Source organism: Streptomyces sp. 378, assembly GCF_030124145.1.
GTDB lineage: Bacteria > Actinomycetota > Actinomycetes > Streptomycetales > Streptomycetaceae > Streptomyces.
Genome location: NZ_JASKMS010000010.1, coordinates 248,987 through 263,925, shown reverse-complemented (window position 1 = coordinate 263,925; position 14,939 = coordinate 248,987). Strand labels below are relative to the sequence as shown.

The 14,939-nt window shown below is 69.8% G+C and carries 11 protein-coding genes and 1 pseudogene; 4 read left to right on the top strand and 8 right to left on the bottom strand.

Features of this window, described 5'->3' with window-relative positions:
* The 4 genes from QNO09_RS16910 to QNO09_RS16895 all read right to left on the bottom strand — a co-directional run.
* Window positions 1-619, bottom strand: a 619-nt coding sequence (locus QNO09_RS16910; protein WP_283971004.1) for a glycoside hydrolase family 27 protein, incomplete at its 3' end; no start/stop codon positions are given.
* 91 nt (window positions 620-710) lie between these two features.
* Window positions 711-2,135, bottom strand: coding sequence for a non-reducing end alpha-L-arabinofuranosidase family hydrolase (locus tag QNO09_RS16905; RefSeq protein ID WP_283971003.1), 1,425 nt, complete (start codon window positions 2,133-2,135; stop codon window positions 711-713).
* Window positions 2,136-3,882: 1,747 nt separating this feature from the next.
* A complete protein-coding gene (locus QNO09_RS16900; RefSeq protein WP_283971002.1) occupies window positions 3,883-4,134 on the bottom strand; it encodes a hypothetical protein in 252 nt (83 codons plus the stop codon).
* A gap of 98 nt (window positions 4,135-4,232) precedes the next feature.
* Window positions 4,233-5,735 carry a SulP family inorganic anion transporter gene (locus tag QNO09_RS16895; protein WP_283971001.1) on the bottom strand — a complete coding sequence of 501 codons (1,503 nt, stop codon included), beginning with the start codon at window positions 5,733-5,735 and terminating at the stop codon, window positions 4,233-4,235.
* 399 nt (window positions 5,736-6,134) lie between these two features.
* On the opposite strand from QNO09_RS16895, the gene QNO09_RS16890 reads away from it, so the two are divergent.
* Window positions 6,135-6,548, top strand: coding sequence for a MerR family transcriptional regulator (locus QNO09_RS16890; RefSeq protein WP_283971000.1), 414 nt, complete (start codon window positions 6,135-6,137; stop codon window positions 6,546-6,548).
* Between the two features lie 448 nt (window positions 6,549-6,996).
* On the opposite strand, the gene QNO09_RS16885 is transcribed toward QNO09_RS16890, so the two are convergent.
* Both QNO09_RS16885 and QNO09_RS16880 read right to left on the bottom strand, forming a co-directional pair.
* A complete protein-coding gene (locus QNO09_RS16885) occupies window positions 6,997-7,326 on the bottom strand; it encodes a TfoX/Sxy family protein (protein WP_283970999.1) in 330 nt (109 codons plus the stop codon).
* A gap of 8 nt (window positions 7,327-7,334) precedes the next feature.
* The gene (locus QNO09_RS16880) at window positions 7,335-7,661 is read right to left on the bottom strand and encodes an SRPBCC family protein (RefSeq protein ID WP_349636974.1); all 327 of its coding nucleotides are present in this window, start codon (window positions 7,659-7,661) and stop codon (window positions 7,335-7,337) included.
* 99 nt (window positions 7,662-7,760) lie between these two features.
* Here QNO09_RS16880 and QNO09_RS16875 point away from each other — a divergent pair.
* Window positions 7,761-7,859, top strand: a pseudogene (locus tag QNO09_RS16875) (GNAT family N-acetyltransferase); the annotation flags it as partial.
* A 380-nt stretch (window positions 7,860-8,239) separates the two neighbouring features.
* Here the strand turns inward: QNO09_RS16875 and QNO09_RS16870 are convergent.
* The gene (locus QNO09_RS16870; RefSeq protein ID WP_283970998.1) at window positions 8,240-8,875 is read right to left on the bottom strand and encodes a hypothetical protein; all 636 of its coding nucleotides are present in this window, start codon (window positions 8,873-8,875) and stop codon (window positions 8,240-8,242) included.
* Between the two features lie 168 nt (window positions 8,876-9,043).
* On the opposite strand from QNO09_RS16870, the gene QNO09_RS16865 reads away from it, so the two are divergent.
* Together QNO09_RS16865 and QNO09_RS16860 are read left to right on the top strand one after the other, a co-directional pair.
* Window positions 9,044-9,184: a hypothetical protein gene (locus tag QNO09_RS16865; RefSeq protein WP_283970997.1), complete on the top strand. Its 141-nt coding sequence runs from the start codon at window positions 9,044-9,046 to the stop codon at window positions 9,182-9,184.
* 329 nt (window positions 9,185-9,513) lie between these two features.
* Window positions 9,514-12,564, top strand: a complete 3,051-nt coding sequence (locus tag QNO09_RS16860; protein ID WP_283970996.1) for an FAD-binding and (Fe-S)-binding domain-containing protein — start codon at window positions 9,514-9,516, stop codon at window positions 12,562-12,564.
* A gap of 225 nt (window positions 12,565-12,789) precedes the next feature.
* Here the strand turns inward: QNO09_RS16860 and QNO09_RS16855 are convergent, their stop codons facing one another.
* Entirely contained in the window at window positions 12,790-14,625 is a 1,836-nt protein-coding gene (locus tag QNO09_RS16855; RefSeq protein ID WP_283970995.1) for a thiamine pyrophosphate-requiring protein, read from the bottom strand.
* Between the last annotated feature and the right edge of the window lie 314 nt (window positions 14,626-14,939).

Below are 14,939 nucleotides of genomic sequence, written 5' to 3'. Positions count from 1 at the left end.
AGCTGTTGGGGTTGATGCTGTAGACGATCGGGCGGCCGGTGGCGCGCAGGGCGTCGCGCATGATGGTGAACCGCTCGACCTGCTCGCTGAGGGTGCCGCTGCCGGAGCACCAGTCGTACTTGAGGTAGTCGACGCCCCATGAGGCGAAGGTGGCGGCGTCCTGGACCTCGTGGCCCTTGCTGCCCGTGGCGCCCGGATAGGTGCCCACGCCCTGCGCGCACGTGACCTCGCCCGGCGCCTGGTAGATGCCGAACTTGAGGCCCTTGCCGTGGATGTAGTCCCCGAGCGCCTTCATCCCGCTGGGGAACTTGGTCGGGTTGGCCCGGAGGTTGCCCTGCGCGTCGCGCTGCGGGTCGAACCAGCAGTCGTCCACGACGACGTACTGGTAGCCCGCGTCCTTCATCCCCGAGGACACCATCGCGTCGGCGGCCTGACGGACCTGGGCCTCGGTGATCCCGCACCCGAAGCTGTTCCAACTGTTCCAACCCAGCGGTGGGGTGAGCGCCGGGCTGCCCGGTGCGGCCTCGGCGGTCGTGCCGGCGGAGGCGGTGACGCAGGCGGAGAGCGTCAGCGCGGTGGCCGCGAGGAGACGCAGCGGTCGACTGCGTAGGGGAACCATGGGGAATTCCTTCCTGGGAGGCGAAGCGGAAGCCACTCGTCGGCGGGCCAGGAGGGGCACGGTCACGAGCTTGTGATCACGTGCGCTCGGGTCAGCGCTGCAGGGTGAGGACGCCCGGCCGGTACGGCAGTTGCTGGTAGGGGGTGTCTCTTGGGATGTCGGGGTCGTAGCCCTGGTAGAGGAACCGCAGGTTGCAGGGGTCGATGGTCATGGTCTGGTCGGCGTTGACGCGGATCAGGTCACCGTGGCTGATGTCGTTGGTCCAGGTGGCACCGCTGTTGGCCTTGCCCGCGAAGGGGCTGCTCTCGCTGCCGGCCTGCTCGGTCCACGTACCGTTCAGGCTGGAGGCGGTGAACGAGCGGAAGTAGCGCCCGTTCACGCCGATCGCCTCGACGATCATGAGGTACTGGTTCCGGCCCTGGACCTTGTAGACCTCCGGCGCCTCGAACAGTCTCTCCTTCGTGTCGCTCATGACCGTGGTGTACGACGAGCCGAAGCTGCTCGGGAAGTTCACGATCGGCATGGTCGACTTGTAGATGGTGCCGAGGTCATCGGCGAAGAACAGGTACATGTTCTGGTCGTCGGCGATCAGGGTCGGGTCGATCGGGCCGCCCGCGGGGAGGCTGCCGGTGAACAGCGGCTGCGGGGCGGACCAGCCGTTGGGGTTGGTGGGGTCGCTGGACGTGCGGTAGGTGAAGGGCCAGCCGGTGTCCCACCCGTTCGAGGCCAGCACCCAGATGTTCTTGGGCGCGAAGTAGAACAGCTTGGGCGCCACCGCAGTGCCCTGGCTCATCCCGGTCTGGGTGGCCGTCGCCATGTCCGACCAGTTCGTGAAGGGACGGAACGCCATCGTTCCCCACGACGATCCGTCAGAGGTGGTCGCGTAGACCAGGTTCTGACCGTTGTACGGCACGGTGGTGAAGTCCTTCAGCGCGACCCACCCGTTCGTCGGCTGCGCCAGCGGACCTGTCGAGGTCCACCGGTATGTCGACGGAAGAGCGCACGTGTTGCCCGTCCCGGACAGGCCGGTCCACTTCTGATTGTTGCCGCCGTTGCAGTTCCAGATCTGCACCGCGGTGCCGTTGGCCGTGCCGCCGCCCGACACGTCCAGGCACAGCCCGGACTGAACGCCGACGATCGTGCCGTCGGCGTTCGCCCGCCACTGCTGGTTCGCACCGCCGTTACAGGTGTAGATCTGCACCCGGGTCCCGGCCGTGGTGGCGTGGCCCGGAACGTCCAGGCACTTGTTGCCGTACAGGGTCAGCTGGTTGTTGTCCGTCAGTGTCCACTGCTGGTTGGTCCCGCCGTGGCAGTCCCAGATGTGCAGGTTCGTGCCGTCGGTCCGGTCGGCGCCCGGCACGTCGAGGCACCGGCCGGAACCGACACCGCGCACGGCGCTGGTGGTGGCCGCCTGAGCCGGGCTGGCTACGAGCATCGCCGCCAACGCGGCCATGGCTGCAACCGCGGCGGCGAACACCGCAGACGGATCTCTGCGGCTGAGACTGCGTCTGCGCATGCGGGACCTCGTCATCCTTGAGCAAGCGGCTCCGGTTTGCCCCGTCAAGAGGGTGTGCGGATGGCGGGGTGGTGCGGTGGTGCGGCCCTGTATGTTCGCCTTGTCGAACAAGGGTCGAAGTGTCGGGCAACTGGATGATGAGAGAACCGGTGATCAGCGTCAATACCTCACGCACAATTCGCGATCCGAAACGTTGGCAGGCTGAAACCAGGCGGCTTCAAGTTCTGTGGTTGTGCGGTTCCTTGGCGTGAGGCGCAGGTAGCAGGGCGGGCACGGAGCAGGCACCGGGCGGGAAACCGGGTCCGCTTGTCCCTGGCCAGGCGGCTGACCTGCGTCCCTGTTGTGACTCCGTGCCCGACCAGCGGTCGTTTTCCGGCGCAAGGAGCATCGGCGAACTCACCGAGTGGGGTGCGGGGGCCTCGGGAGGGCCGCCAGGGCCCTCGGTGTGCACCGTCACCTGCTCGGATGGCGGCGTATACCGTCGTCGGCGACGATCGGGCGTGTGCTGGGGGGCGGTTGACGGCGACGCCCTGGACCGGCGGTGGGTGCTTGCCTCGCCGACCGGTACCGTGCCGCCACCAGCACTGCGGCGAGATCGTCGGCCTCGCCCGCAGGCCGGCAGGTCATCGCGGTGGACAGCGAGACGCTGAGGAGCTCGGCCCGTCGTCGCCTGCTCTCGGCAGTCAGCCACGACACCGTCGTGACACTTGCCCAGGCCGAGGCCGGAGCGAAGGCCGACGAACCGCCCCCTTCTGGCACCTGCCGGCACCACTCGATCTGGCGGGTGCCACCTTCGATGCGCTGCACTTGATCTCGCGGCCATGCCTGCGCCCTGACGGTGACACGGAAGACCGCGAACGGAGGGTAGGGCGGGGACGGCCGACTCCCCGTGCCCGACCCGTGGGCTCCCCATGGCCACCGCGAGGGGGTCGAAGCATCGAAGCAGGGATCCGCGCACTCCACGTCACGCCCCGGCGAGGTGTGCCCTGCCCGGTGCGGGCAAGGCGTCGGCCGCCGCCGGCGCGGCCCTGTATGGGGTGCCGTACTGCAGTGCCTCCTGGGCGGCGGGCGGCCCCTGTGGGCCGGCGGCTCCTCCCAAGTCCTGCCGCGCGACACCCCCGAGCGCTGCTACGGCGCGTAGCCGCCGTCTCCCCGCATGGCGAGGCTCGTGTCGCGCGGTTGCGGGCCCGGGCCACGGAGGCGGCCCACCCCGGCCATGCGGTCAGCGGCGGCGAATTCGACGAAAGGCCCACCGCTGTCGCCGTACCGGTCAGCTGTCGCGGTGATGTGGTCACCGCCTCGCTCGCTGAGCGGGCCCTGCCACCGATTCCCGTACGAGGCCGTCGAGCCCTTCGCCGCGGAGCTCGCCGAGTCCGCCCGCGGCCATCCTCGCAGCGAAAGCCTCCGAAGCGGCCGTCGCCCTGGCATCAGTCGAGGGCGACGGCCGCTTCGGCGGTCGGGCAGGAGCTTCAGGCGGTGTGTCGGGGCACGGGACGCGGTTCGTCGGACTCCTTCGCGCGGGCCACCGTCATCCTCAGCAGCGGCAGTGAGGCGACGAAGGTGCCGGCCGCCAGGACGAGACTCAGTACGCCGGCCCCGGCACGTCACCGCCGCACTGGATGGCCGGTCCCCTTCTCGGGGCCATGGCCATGGCGGGAAGTGATGTGCCGGCCACTGCGCTCAGGGTGACCGACCCGTCGTCATGGGATGTCTCGTCGTGGCTGTCGGACATCGCGCCACACCTGGCCTACGGCATCACGACTGCCGGCGAGTTCGACGCCCTGCGCTGACCGGCGCGGTATCGGCGAGCTGAACGACCGGGCCGACTGGGTCGCTCCTCGGCCGCGGGCGTGCGGGCGACGAGTACGGCGAGCGCGGCGACGGCGGGCAGTGCGGCGAGGGCGGCGAGCAGGGCGGCAGCGGTCTGGGGCAGGAAGTTGGCGGCGGCCTCGGCCGGGGTGAGACCACGGTCGCCGAGCAGGGCCACCTGGTGGAGCATTCTCCCGAGCCCGGCCCGCGCACGGAAAGACCGCCCTCCCCCGCTACGTCCGTGGGCGGGGCAGGGCGGCCGGGCCGGTCAGTGGCTGCCGGTCTGGATCAGTGGCTGCCGGTCAGCTGGCCGGCGAGGCGATCGTGCATGTCGGCGCTGGGCTTGTTCAGGCCGATGATGGTCACCTTCTTGCCCCGCTGGGCGTACTTGGTCTCGACGGCGTCCAGGGCGGCGACGGAGGAGGCGTCCCAGATGTGGGCGGCGGAGAGGTCTATGACCACGTCGTCCGGGTCGTCCTTGTAGTTGAACTGGTAGACGAGGTCGTTGGACGAGGCGAAGAACAGCTCGCCGGTGACCGCGTAGACGACCTGGTCGCCGTCGGGGTCAACCACACCGGAGACGTTGACCAGGTGCGCGACCCGCTTGGCGAAGACGACCATCGCGGTGATGCAACCGACCACGACCCCGATGGCCAGGTTGTGGGTGGCGACCACGCAGGCGACGGTGACGACCATGACGGTCATCTCGCCGAGCGGCATCCCCTTGACGGTCTTCGGGGCGATGGAGTGCCAGTCGAAGGTCGCGAACGACACCATGATCATCACCGCGACCAGGGCGGCCATCGGGATGTCGGAGACGACCGGGCCGAAGACGATGCACAGCACCATCAGGAAGGAGCCGGCCAGGAAGGTCGACAGGCGGGTACGGGCGCCCGACACCTTCACGTTGATCATCGTCTGGCCGATCATGGCACAGCCGCCCATGCCGCCGAAGAAGCCGGTGACGATGTTGGCGACACCCTGGCCGATCGACTCACGCGTCTTGCCCGAGTGGGTGTCGGTGATGTCGTCGACCAGCTTGGCCGTCATCAGCGACTCCATCAGACCGACCAGCGCCATCGCGAAGGCGTACGGGGCGATGATGGTCAGCGTGTCCATCGTGAAGGGCACGTCGGGCAGGCCCGGCACGGGCAGCGAGGAGGGCAGCGCGCCCTTGTCGCCGACGGTCGGCACCGCGATCGCGGCCGCCACGGTGATGACGGTCAGGACGACGATGGAGACCAGCGGGGCCGGGATCACCTTGGTGACCTTCGGGAAGAACACCATCAGCGCGAGACCGCCGGTGACGAGCGGGTAGACCATCCACGGCACGTCGTGCAGCTCCGGCACCTGCGCCATGAAGATCAGGATGGCGAGCGCGTTGACGAAGCCGACCATGACGCTGCGCGGCACGAACCGCATGAGCTTGGCCACACCCAGCGCGCCCAGGATCACCTGGAAGAGGCCGGCGAGGATGACGGCCGCGATCAGATGGCCGAGACCGTGCTCGTGGTTGAGCGGGGCGATGACCAGGGCGATCGCGCCGGTCGCGGCGGAGATCATGGCCTTGCGTCCGCCCACGACCGAGATGACGACGGCCATGGTGAAGGAGGCGAACAGGCCGACCGCCGGGTCGACCCCGGCGATGATGGAGAAGGAGATCGCCTCGGGGATGAGGGCCAGGGCGACGACCAGGCCGGCCAGCACCTCGGTACGGAAGACCTTCGGGGAGTCGAGCCAGTCGGGCTTGGACAGGCGGAACTTCGGGGCTGCGGACAGCGGTGAGGACATTCAACCGTTTCTGTTTCGGGTGTGCATCCATGCCGTCGGACGCACAGCGTCGTACTGATTCCGGGTGTGGGGAACCCCCGGCGGCTGGGCTCCGTGCCAGGGGAGCCGAGTACCGGACAGAAGGGCAACCTCTGGTTGCCGGTCGAGCATCATTGCCCGGGAAGTCTTCGGGGCCGTCCGGGGCCGATCGGGCCCGCTCTACGGCAGGATCACCTCTACCGTGGACTGGACGGCAAAGGCGAACACGTCAACACTCTACCCTGACGTGACGAGAGGGTGCGAACGGCGACCTATGAATAGCAGGCAACCCCCCGCCAAATTCCTGTGATTGATGTCACGTAGACTAATTCACTTCACAGTTCTGAAACCTGGATGGATGACAAACGGAGAGGCTCGGCGATGAGCGAGCGGCAGATGCAGATCGGCGAGGTGGCCGAGCGGACCGGTTTGTCGCTGCGCACCATCCGCCACTACGAGGAAGTGGGCCTGGTGATCCCCTCGGCCCGCAGCAAGGGCGGCTTCCGGCTGTACACGGAGTCCGACGTCCAGCGCCTGATGGTGATCCGCCGCATGAAGCCGCTGGACTTCTCCCTGGAGGAGATGCGCGACCTGCTGGACATCACCGACCGCCTCGCCGCCACGGACGATCCGCCCGCCGGCCAGGATCTGGAGCGCCTGCGGGAGCGACTGGACTCCTACCGGAAGGTGGCCGACGCCCGCTGCGAGACGCTGCGGGCCCGCTTGGAGATGGCCGAGGACTTCGCCGCCACTCTCCGCCGCCGCCTGCAGGCGAACGCCGGCACGGGCGCGTGAATCACTCGTCGGCCGCCGCATCGTCTGCGCTGGTGGCGCCGGGCTGAGGGCACACCGGGTGTGACCTGGGCCCGGAACTGGCCAGGGCAGGTGTCCCGGGTCCGGCCCGCGCGCGGAGGACCGCCCCCTCGCGCACTGAAGCCTTCCAGTCACGGCCTCACCGCCTCGCCTCGTCGCCCGGCGCCCTTGCATGACCACAAAGCTACCCTCTCGTTACGGTAGATTTGCAAGTGAGTGGACGCGACGGCCTCACCACCCTGACCGCCGCCGTCGTTCACGGCAGCGTCACCAACTCCCCTTCAGGGTGACGCTGTCCACCACTCGTCCCGGCCGCAGGCAACCGGCCTGACGTCGCGCCCCTGCACCCCCCTGGAGTCAGCACCTGGGTGTCCTCACGCCCGGCGGGGACTGCCCCGGCCTTGAACGAGGGGCCGGCCGCCGACAAGGGCTACTTGGGCGGCAGGCTCGCCGCGAAGGCGTGACCCTGGTCGACCCAATCGGCCAGGGCCTCGTCCTCGGACACGGCGGAGGAGGCCACGACCACCCAGCCGCGCATCGGGCGCCCCGTGAAGTCGAAGGAGCGCGTCCCGGGCCGTGCCAGCGCAGCCCCGGTGGCTTCGGGGCCGACCCGGACCATCAGCTCGTCCCCGATCACCCCGACCGCCATGTTGCCCTCGTACAGGAACGCCAGCCCGCCGAACATCTGCTTCTCCGTGATGCCCGGATCCGCACCCAGCCGGGCCCGGATGCGCTCCGCCAGTCCTTCGTCGAACGCCATGACCGACTTCACCCTCCCGTTCGGCGGCTCACCTGCCGCTGAAGGTCCCGAAGGTCCTTGACCAGCGATGAGCGCACCTTGTGTCCCATCACCGGTCCGGCCGGCCGGTAGAGGCCGGAGGCGTCGCCGCGCACGCGGATCCGGGCGCGTGTGCCGCCGTCCGGGAGTGGGTCGAAGGTGTAGGTGACATGCATCGGCATCGGGCCCGCGACCGAGACCATGTCCAGCAGTCGCGGCGGCTCGTACGCTGCGACCCGCAGCACATAGTCGATCCGCTTCCCCAGGAAGGTCCGCCGCGAACTGGGCGTCGACGCCGCCCTCGGCCTGGAAGCCATGCTGGAGTACGAGGCCCGAGGCACCGTCTGGACCGCTTGACGGCATCCGCGCGGCGCTGCGAGACCGTGCCCGCCGTTCCGGTTGCACAGTGCTTGCATCTGCACAACTACCGCATCAGGACCGCGACCACGGCCGACCTCGACGAGGCACGAGCGGTGATGCTGAACGCCGTCTACCGCGACTTCGGCACCGGCTATCGCCGTTCGCCGCCTTCTGCCCGGCGGTCAGCTCGCGGTAGCGGGTTGCCCGAAGTCGGTTCGGAATGCAGGGCCGTGACCGGGGTGACGGCGTGGGCGCGGCGGATGTACTGCGGACCGACGGTGCTCAGGCCGAAGTACTTCACCTTGCCCTCGGAGATCAGCGCGCCTGCACGCCCGCGGCCTCCTCGACCGGCGCGTCGGGGTCGGCGGCGTGCTGGTGGAAGAGGACGGTGCAGTCGGTCTGCAGACAGCGCGGGCTGTTCTCGGCGACCTTGCGGATGTTGTCCGGGCGGCTGTCGAACCCGGCACCGATCTGCTGCGCACCGCATGCGGCAGCCGTTCGGCGGGCGAGGCCGACCTGTCACCCGCCCGCCTCCTCAGCGGCCGCCGGACGGCGGGGAAGCCTGTAGCCCGCTTCGGTGGCTTCGCTCCCCCGCGGCCCCCCAGGCGAGCAGCGCGAACCCCACGGCGAAGCCGAGCATCGTCCATACACCGCGTGGCCAGAAGATGTGGCTGTCGACGAAGGACCAGCCGGCTGCGAGGAGCACCACCGTGCCGGGAAGGATTCGGGCGCCGTGCTTCGGGAGCAGCACGACCGCGGTGGCCGCGATGGCGCCGATGAGCGCGTATGCACCGACCTGCCCCAGCGCCTCACCCGTGTCGTAGAGCGGGCGCTTGACCGGTCCGAGGCTCGCTGTTGCACCGGTGTGCTCGACGGCGGTCCCTGCCGCTATACCGGCGACGGCGTCGAGACCGGTGTAGAAGGCCGCGTAGACGAAGGCGCCCGCCCAGGCCACCACGGTGGCGAACCCGGCGAGGTCGAGTCGGGGCCGATGCCACAGGCGGACCAGAAGACCGACCGTGAGCAGTGGAAAGACCGGCAGCAGCGCGATGTGCAACTGCACCCAGTCCGAGGCCGTCGATCTGGACAGCCCGTGCGGATGCGCGATGCCCGCCGCAGCCAGTACCAGTGGGGCGACGGTGACGAGGGCGATGTTTCGGATGGTCAACACCCTTGCGAGCGTAGGTGGCTGATGCCGCAAAACAGGACCGCGTAAGGGTTCCGTAAGACTCCGCGGCGGACACCGAGTGGCACACAGCGACAGGATGGTGCGTCGGGCGGCCAGCGCCATACCTCCTCTTCTGGAGCCAGTTCCCGGACGTTTCCGCTGGTCAGCAGCTTGTCGACCCTGTACCACCAGCAGACGAAGAACCTGCGCACCAGCCTGCCCAACGACTTCACCAGCGCGGACGGCCGCAAGGACACCGACCCGGAGCGTGCCGAACTGCCGAACCACGCCGCACCGGTGGTTTGCCGCTGAGGCGGCAGGGATACCCGGGCCGGGTCGTTGGTGCCGCCTCTGCCGCGCGGGCTGATGGCGTGGCTCCGTGCGCTATCCGTGACGAGGAGAAGCCACTGCTGGTCTCACGGTGCGCGGCTCGGTGTCCCGGGTGACGCTGATGAACCGGGTGACCGGGCTCGATGGGCCAGAAGTCAGCTTCGGGGTGTGCCGCATCCGTGGCGTCCGGCACATCGCCGGTACTGCCGGTTGCCGGCGTGGGCCCCGACGGGGCGGCCTGGTGGGGTGGTGGCATCGACACGTCGACCTTGAGACCGCCCGGTCAGGTATCCCCGCGTGGAAGGCATCGTATGAACCCGGTCAATCTGCCCCTGCCCGTCGTCCGCCGGACCCCGGCACAGGTCGATGCCGAGGCTCTTCAACGGGATCTGCGGGACCGCGTCGACGGCGAGGTCCGCTTCGACACGGGGACGCGTGCGGCGTACTCGACGGACGCCTCCAACTACCGGCAGGTACCCATCGGGGTGGTGATCCCCCGGACCGTGGAGGCGGCCGAGGAGGCCGTGGCGGTGTGCCGGGAGCATGACGCGCCCCTGCTGTCCCGGGGCGGCGGCACCAGTCTGGCCGGGGAGTGCTGCAACACCGCCGTCGTGCTCGACTGGAGCAAGTACTGCAACAGGCTGGTGTCGGTGGACGCCGAGAGGCGGCGGTGCGTCGTGGAGCCGGGGATCGTGCTCGACGACCTCAACCGGCAGCTCGCCGAGTACGGCCTGCAGTTCGGGCCGAGGCCCGCCACCCACCCGAACTGCACCATCGGCGGAATGATCGGCAACAACTCGTGCGGATCGACGGCCCAGGCCTACGGCAAGGTCGTCGACAACCTGCACCGCCTCCAGGTGCTGACCTACGACGGGAGCCGCATGTGGGTGGACCGTACCGAGTCCGGTGAACTCGACCGGCTGATGTCCGGAGAAGGGCGGCGGGCCGAGCTGTACCGGGGGATGGCCGCCCTGCGGGACCGATACGCCGGCCTCGTCCGGGAGCGCTTCCCCGAGATCCCCCGCCGGGTGTCGGGCTACAACCTCGATTCGCTCCTGCCCGAGCACGGTTTCGACGTGGCGGGGCTCCTGACCGGTTCGGAGTCCACGCTCGTCACCGTCCTGCGCGCCGAACTGGAACTGGTGCCCGTGCCCGCGCACCGCTCACTGGTGGTACTCGGTTACCGGGACATCTGCGAGGCCGCCGACCACGTACCGGCCGTGCTGGAACACAAGCCGCCGGCCCTGGAGGGCCTGGACCGCCAACTGGTCCACTATCAGCGCAGGAAGGACCTGAATCCCGAGGCCCTGGCGAAGCTTCCCGACGGACGGGCCTACCTGATGGTCCAGTTCCACGGTGACACTCGGGAGCAGGTGCGGGAGAAGACCATGGCGCTGATCGATGCCGCGACGGGTGCGGTCGGGCACACCTGGTACGACGACGAGCAGCACATGCACGAACTGTGGCTGGTGCGCGAGTCCGGTCTGGGCGCTACGGCCCACGTACCCGGTGAGTCCGACACGTGGGAGGGCTGGGAGGACTCGGCCGTCCCGGTGGAACGCCTCGGTGACTACCTGCGCGACCTGAGGCGGATGTACGAGGAGTTCGGCTACGGACAGCCTTCCGTGTACGGCCACTTCGGCCACGGCTGCGTGCACACCCGCATCCCCTTCGACCTGGAGTCCGAGGAGGGCGTGGCCCGTATGCGGGCGTTCGTCGAGAAGGCCGCCGACCTGGTCGCCGCCTACGGCGGGTCGCTGTCCGGTGAGCACGGTGACGGGCAGGCGCGGGGCGAGTTGCTGGTGAGGATGTTCGGGCCCGAGCTGATCGAGGGGTTCGAGCGGTTGAAGGGTCTGTTCGACCCGGGCGACCGGATGAACCCCGGCAAGGTCGTCCGGCCGTACCGCCTCGACGAGAACCTGCGCCTGGGCGCGCAATACCTGCCCTGGGAGCCGGACACCGCCTTCGCCTACCCCCACGACGACGGCAAGTTCAGTCGCGCCGCCGCCCGCTGCGTCGGCGTCGGCAAGTGCCGTTCCCTGGAGGGCGGCGTGATGTGCCCCAGCTACCGCGCCACCCGCGAGGAGGAACACTCCACGCGCGGCCGGGCGCGCCTGCTGTTCGAGATGGTCCGCAACGACTCGCCCGTCTCCTCCGACTGGCGCTCCCGCGAGGTGCACGACGCCCTCGATCTCTGCCTGGCCTGCAAAGGCTGCAAGACGGACTGCCCCGTCAACGTCGACATGGCCACCTACAAGGCCGAGTTCCTGCACCACCACTACGCGGGCCGGGTGCGCCCCCGCGCCCACTACTCGATGGGCTGGCTGCCCGCCGCCGCCCGTGTCGCCGCGCTCGCCCCCCGCACCGTCAACGCACTGACCTCCCTGCCCTGGGTGGCCCGCGTGGCCAAGGCGCTCGGCGGCATCGCCCCTGAACGGGACATCCCCCTCTTCGCCGAGCAGCGCTTCACCGACTGGTGGCGCGAACGGGGCGGACCACGCGGCGACGGACACCGCGGCGAGGTCGTCGTATGGCCCGACACCTTCACCGACCACTTCCACCCGGCGATCGGCAAGGCCGCCGTCGAGGTGCTGGAAGCCGCCGGCTTCCGGGTCAAGGTGCCCCAGGAGGTGGTGTGCTGCGGGCTGACCTGGATCTCCACGGGGCAACTCGGCGTCGCGAAGCGCGTTCTTGAGCACACGGTCGATGTCCTGCGCGAGGACCTGCGCCGGGGCACGCCCGTCGTGGGGCTGGAGCCCAGCTGCACCGCCGTGTTCCGGGCCGATGCCCCCGAACTCCTCCCGAAGGACCCGGACATCGAGCGGCTGCGGGAGCAGACCCGAACCCTGGCCGAGCTGCTCGTGGAGCGCGCCGAAGACTGGGACCCGCCCGGCGTCGACGCCCGCGCGCTGGTCCAGCGCCACTGCCACCAGTACGCCGTGATGGGCTTCGACGCGGACCGCGAGCTGCTGGAACGCGCGGGCGTCACCGCCGACGTACTGGACGAGGGCTGCTGCGGGCTGGCCGGCGACTTCGGCTTCGAAAAGGGCCACTACGACGTCTCGATGGCGTGCGCGGAAGCGGGACTGCTTCCGGCCGTACGGGAGGCGGACGAGGCGACACTCGTCCTGGCGGACGGCTTCAGCTGCCGCACGCAGGTCGAACAGGCCGGCACCGGGCGCCGCCCCCTGCACCTGGCCGAGGTCCTCGCAGCCGCGCTTCGGGAGACGACCCCCGAGCCCGACCGCCCCTCGTCCCCGGGTCCGCGTGCTCTGCTGCGACCGGCCGCGGTGGCAGGTCTGGCGGTCGCAGCACCGGCACTGACTCTGATGCTCCGCAAGCGACTCCAGGGACGCGGTTAGGATCCAGCGGCCCGGCCCGGCCTGCGGCGGAATCCCTGCGGGTCGCCGCCAGGATGTTCCATCTGGCGTGTGGACCGGCACGGTGACCACGGTCAGCCTGTGCGGTGAGTTCAAGGTCCCTCAGTCGGGACCTGGCTCACCCCTCCACAACGGGAACGCGGTGGGCGGACGCGACGAAGTGCTCGACGACGGAGCCGTCGCCGAGCACCCCGCTCACAGGGTGGGTCACGGCTTCTCACCCGCGCTGTCGTCGGGGCCGGCGCCGGGCCGGTCCTCCCGGTGCCGGGTGCCGGGCAGCATCTCCTGCACCTTGGCCTTGACGCCCTGCTTGATCATGGAGCCGCGGTCGCTGTCGCCCCGGAGAATCGCTGCGGCGGCGGCCTCGATCTGGTCCAGTTCCGCGTGCGGCGGGATGGGCGGCACAGCCGGGTCGGTGCGGAAGTCGATGACGAAGGGCCGGTCGGCCGACAGCGCCCGGTCCCAGGCCGTCTCGACCTGCTCGGGCTTCTCCACCCGGACTCCCTCAAGCCCGATGCGCTGCGCGATCTCCGCGTACGGCAGGTCGGGGATGTGCTGCGATTCCTCGAACTGGGGTGCGCCCTCCATTGCCCGCATCTCCCAGGTGACCTGGTTGAGGTCGTGGTTGTTGAGGACGGCCACGATCAGACGCGGGTCGGACCACTGCTGCCAGTACTTGGCGGCCGTGACCATTTCCATCATCCCGTTCATCTGCATGGCACCGTCGCCGACCAGGGCGATGGCAGGACGATCCGGGTGGGCGAACTTCGCGCCGATCGCATACGGCACACCCGGTCCCATGGTGGCCAGCGTGCCCGACAGGGATCCCCGCATCCGGCCGCGCAGCCGCAGGTGGCGGGCGTACCAGTTGGCCGCGGAACCGGAGTCGGCGCTGATGATGGCGTCGTCGGGGAGCCTGCCGTCGAGGGCGTGCACCACGTATTCCGGGTTGATCGGGTCGGCGTCCACGGCGGCGCGGCGCTGCATGACCTCCCACCAGCGGGCCACGTTGTTCTCGATCTTCTCGCGCCAGGCACGGTCGGCCTTGCGGCGCAGGTGCGGCAGCAGTCGGCGCAGGGTCTCGCGCGCGTCGCCGACGAGGTTCACCTCGAAGGGATAGCGCAGGCCGATCATGTGCGGGTCGATGTCGATCTGCACCGCCCGGGCCTGGTCCAGCTCCGGCATGAACTGCGTGTACGGGAAGCTGGAGCCGATCATGAGCAGGGTGTCGCAGTCCCGCATGAGCTCGTACGACGGGCGGGTGCCGAGCAGGCCGATGGCTCCGGTGACGTAGGGCAGGTCGTCGGGGAGGGCGTCCTTGCCCAGCAGTGCCTTGGCGACACCGGCGCCGAGAGTGTCCGCCAGTTCCTCCACCTCGGCGCGGGCGCCGCGGGCGCCCTGGCCGATGAGGACGGCCACCTTCTCACCGGCGTTGAGGACCTCGGCGGCCTGCTCGATGTCCGTGTCGGCGGGCACCGGGGCGTAGTGGCTGAGCCCCATGCTGGAGGGCACCATCTTGAAGGCGTGCGACGGCGGGCTGTAGTCGAGTTCCTGTACGTCGGCGGGGATGATGATCGCTGTGACGGTGCGCTTGGCGTACGCGGTGCGCATCGCCCGGTCGATGAGGTTCGGCAGCTGCTCCGGCACCATCGCCGTCTCGCAGAAGTCCGAGGCCACGTCCTTGTACAGGTTCTGCAGGTCGACTTCCTGCTGGTAGGAGCCGCCCATCGCGCTCCGGTCGGTCTGTCCGACCAGCGCGACCACGGGGACATGGTCGAGCTTCGCGTCGTACAGGCCGTTGAGCAGGTGGATCGCGCCCGGGCCGGAGGTCGCCGCGCAGACACCCACCTTGCCGGAGAACTTCGCGTACCCCACGGCCTGGAAGGCGGACATCTCCTCATGCCGGGACTGAACGAACCTCGGATGGTTGTCGGCGCGTCCCCATGCCGCCAGCAGACCGTTGATGCCGTCGCCGGCGTAGGCGAAGACGTGGTCGACCTCCCATTCACGCAACCGCTGGAGGATGTAGTCGGATACCTTCATGCCCGCCGCCTCCCCTTCCGCGTCCAGTGACGCACACTCGCTCCGCCCGGGCGCGTACCGCCCTGGGGCCTGACGGGTTGCCTCCCGGCAACCGGCGCAAACGTCACCGCGCCCGTGCGCCGTCGCCACGAGTCCTCCGACCGGCGCCCGGCTCATGCCGCGGACGGCCCGGGCCCAAAGGTCCGCCGGCTCGTCGGACGGCCCGCCGACGACGCTCGGTTCGCTGGGGTAGAGGCGGCCCCCGGCGCCACCTGCCTGCGCGGGCACAGGTCTCCCCAGTGATCACAGAGCGTCGCAACTCCATGATCACCGAG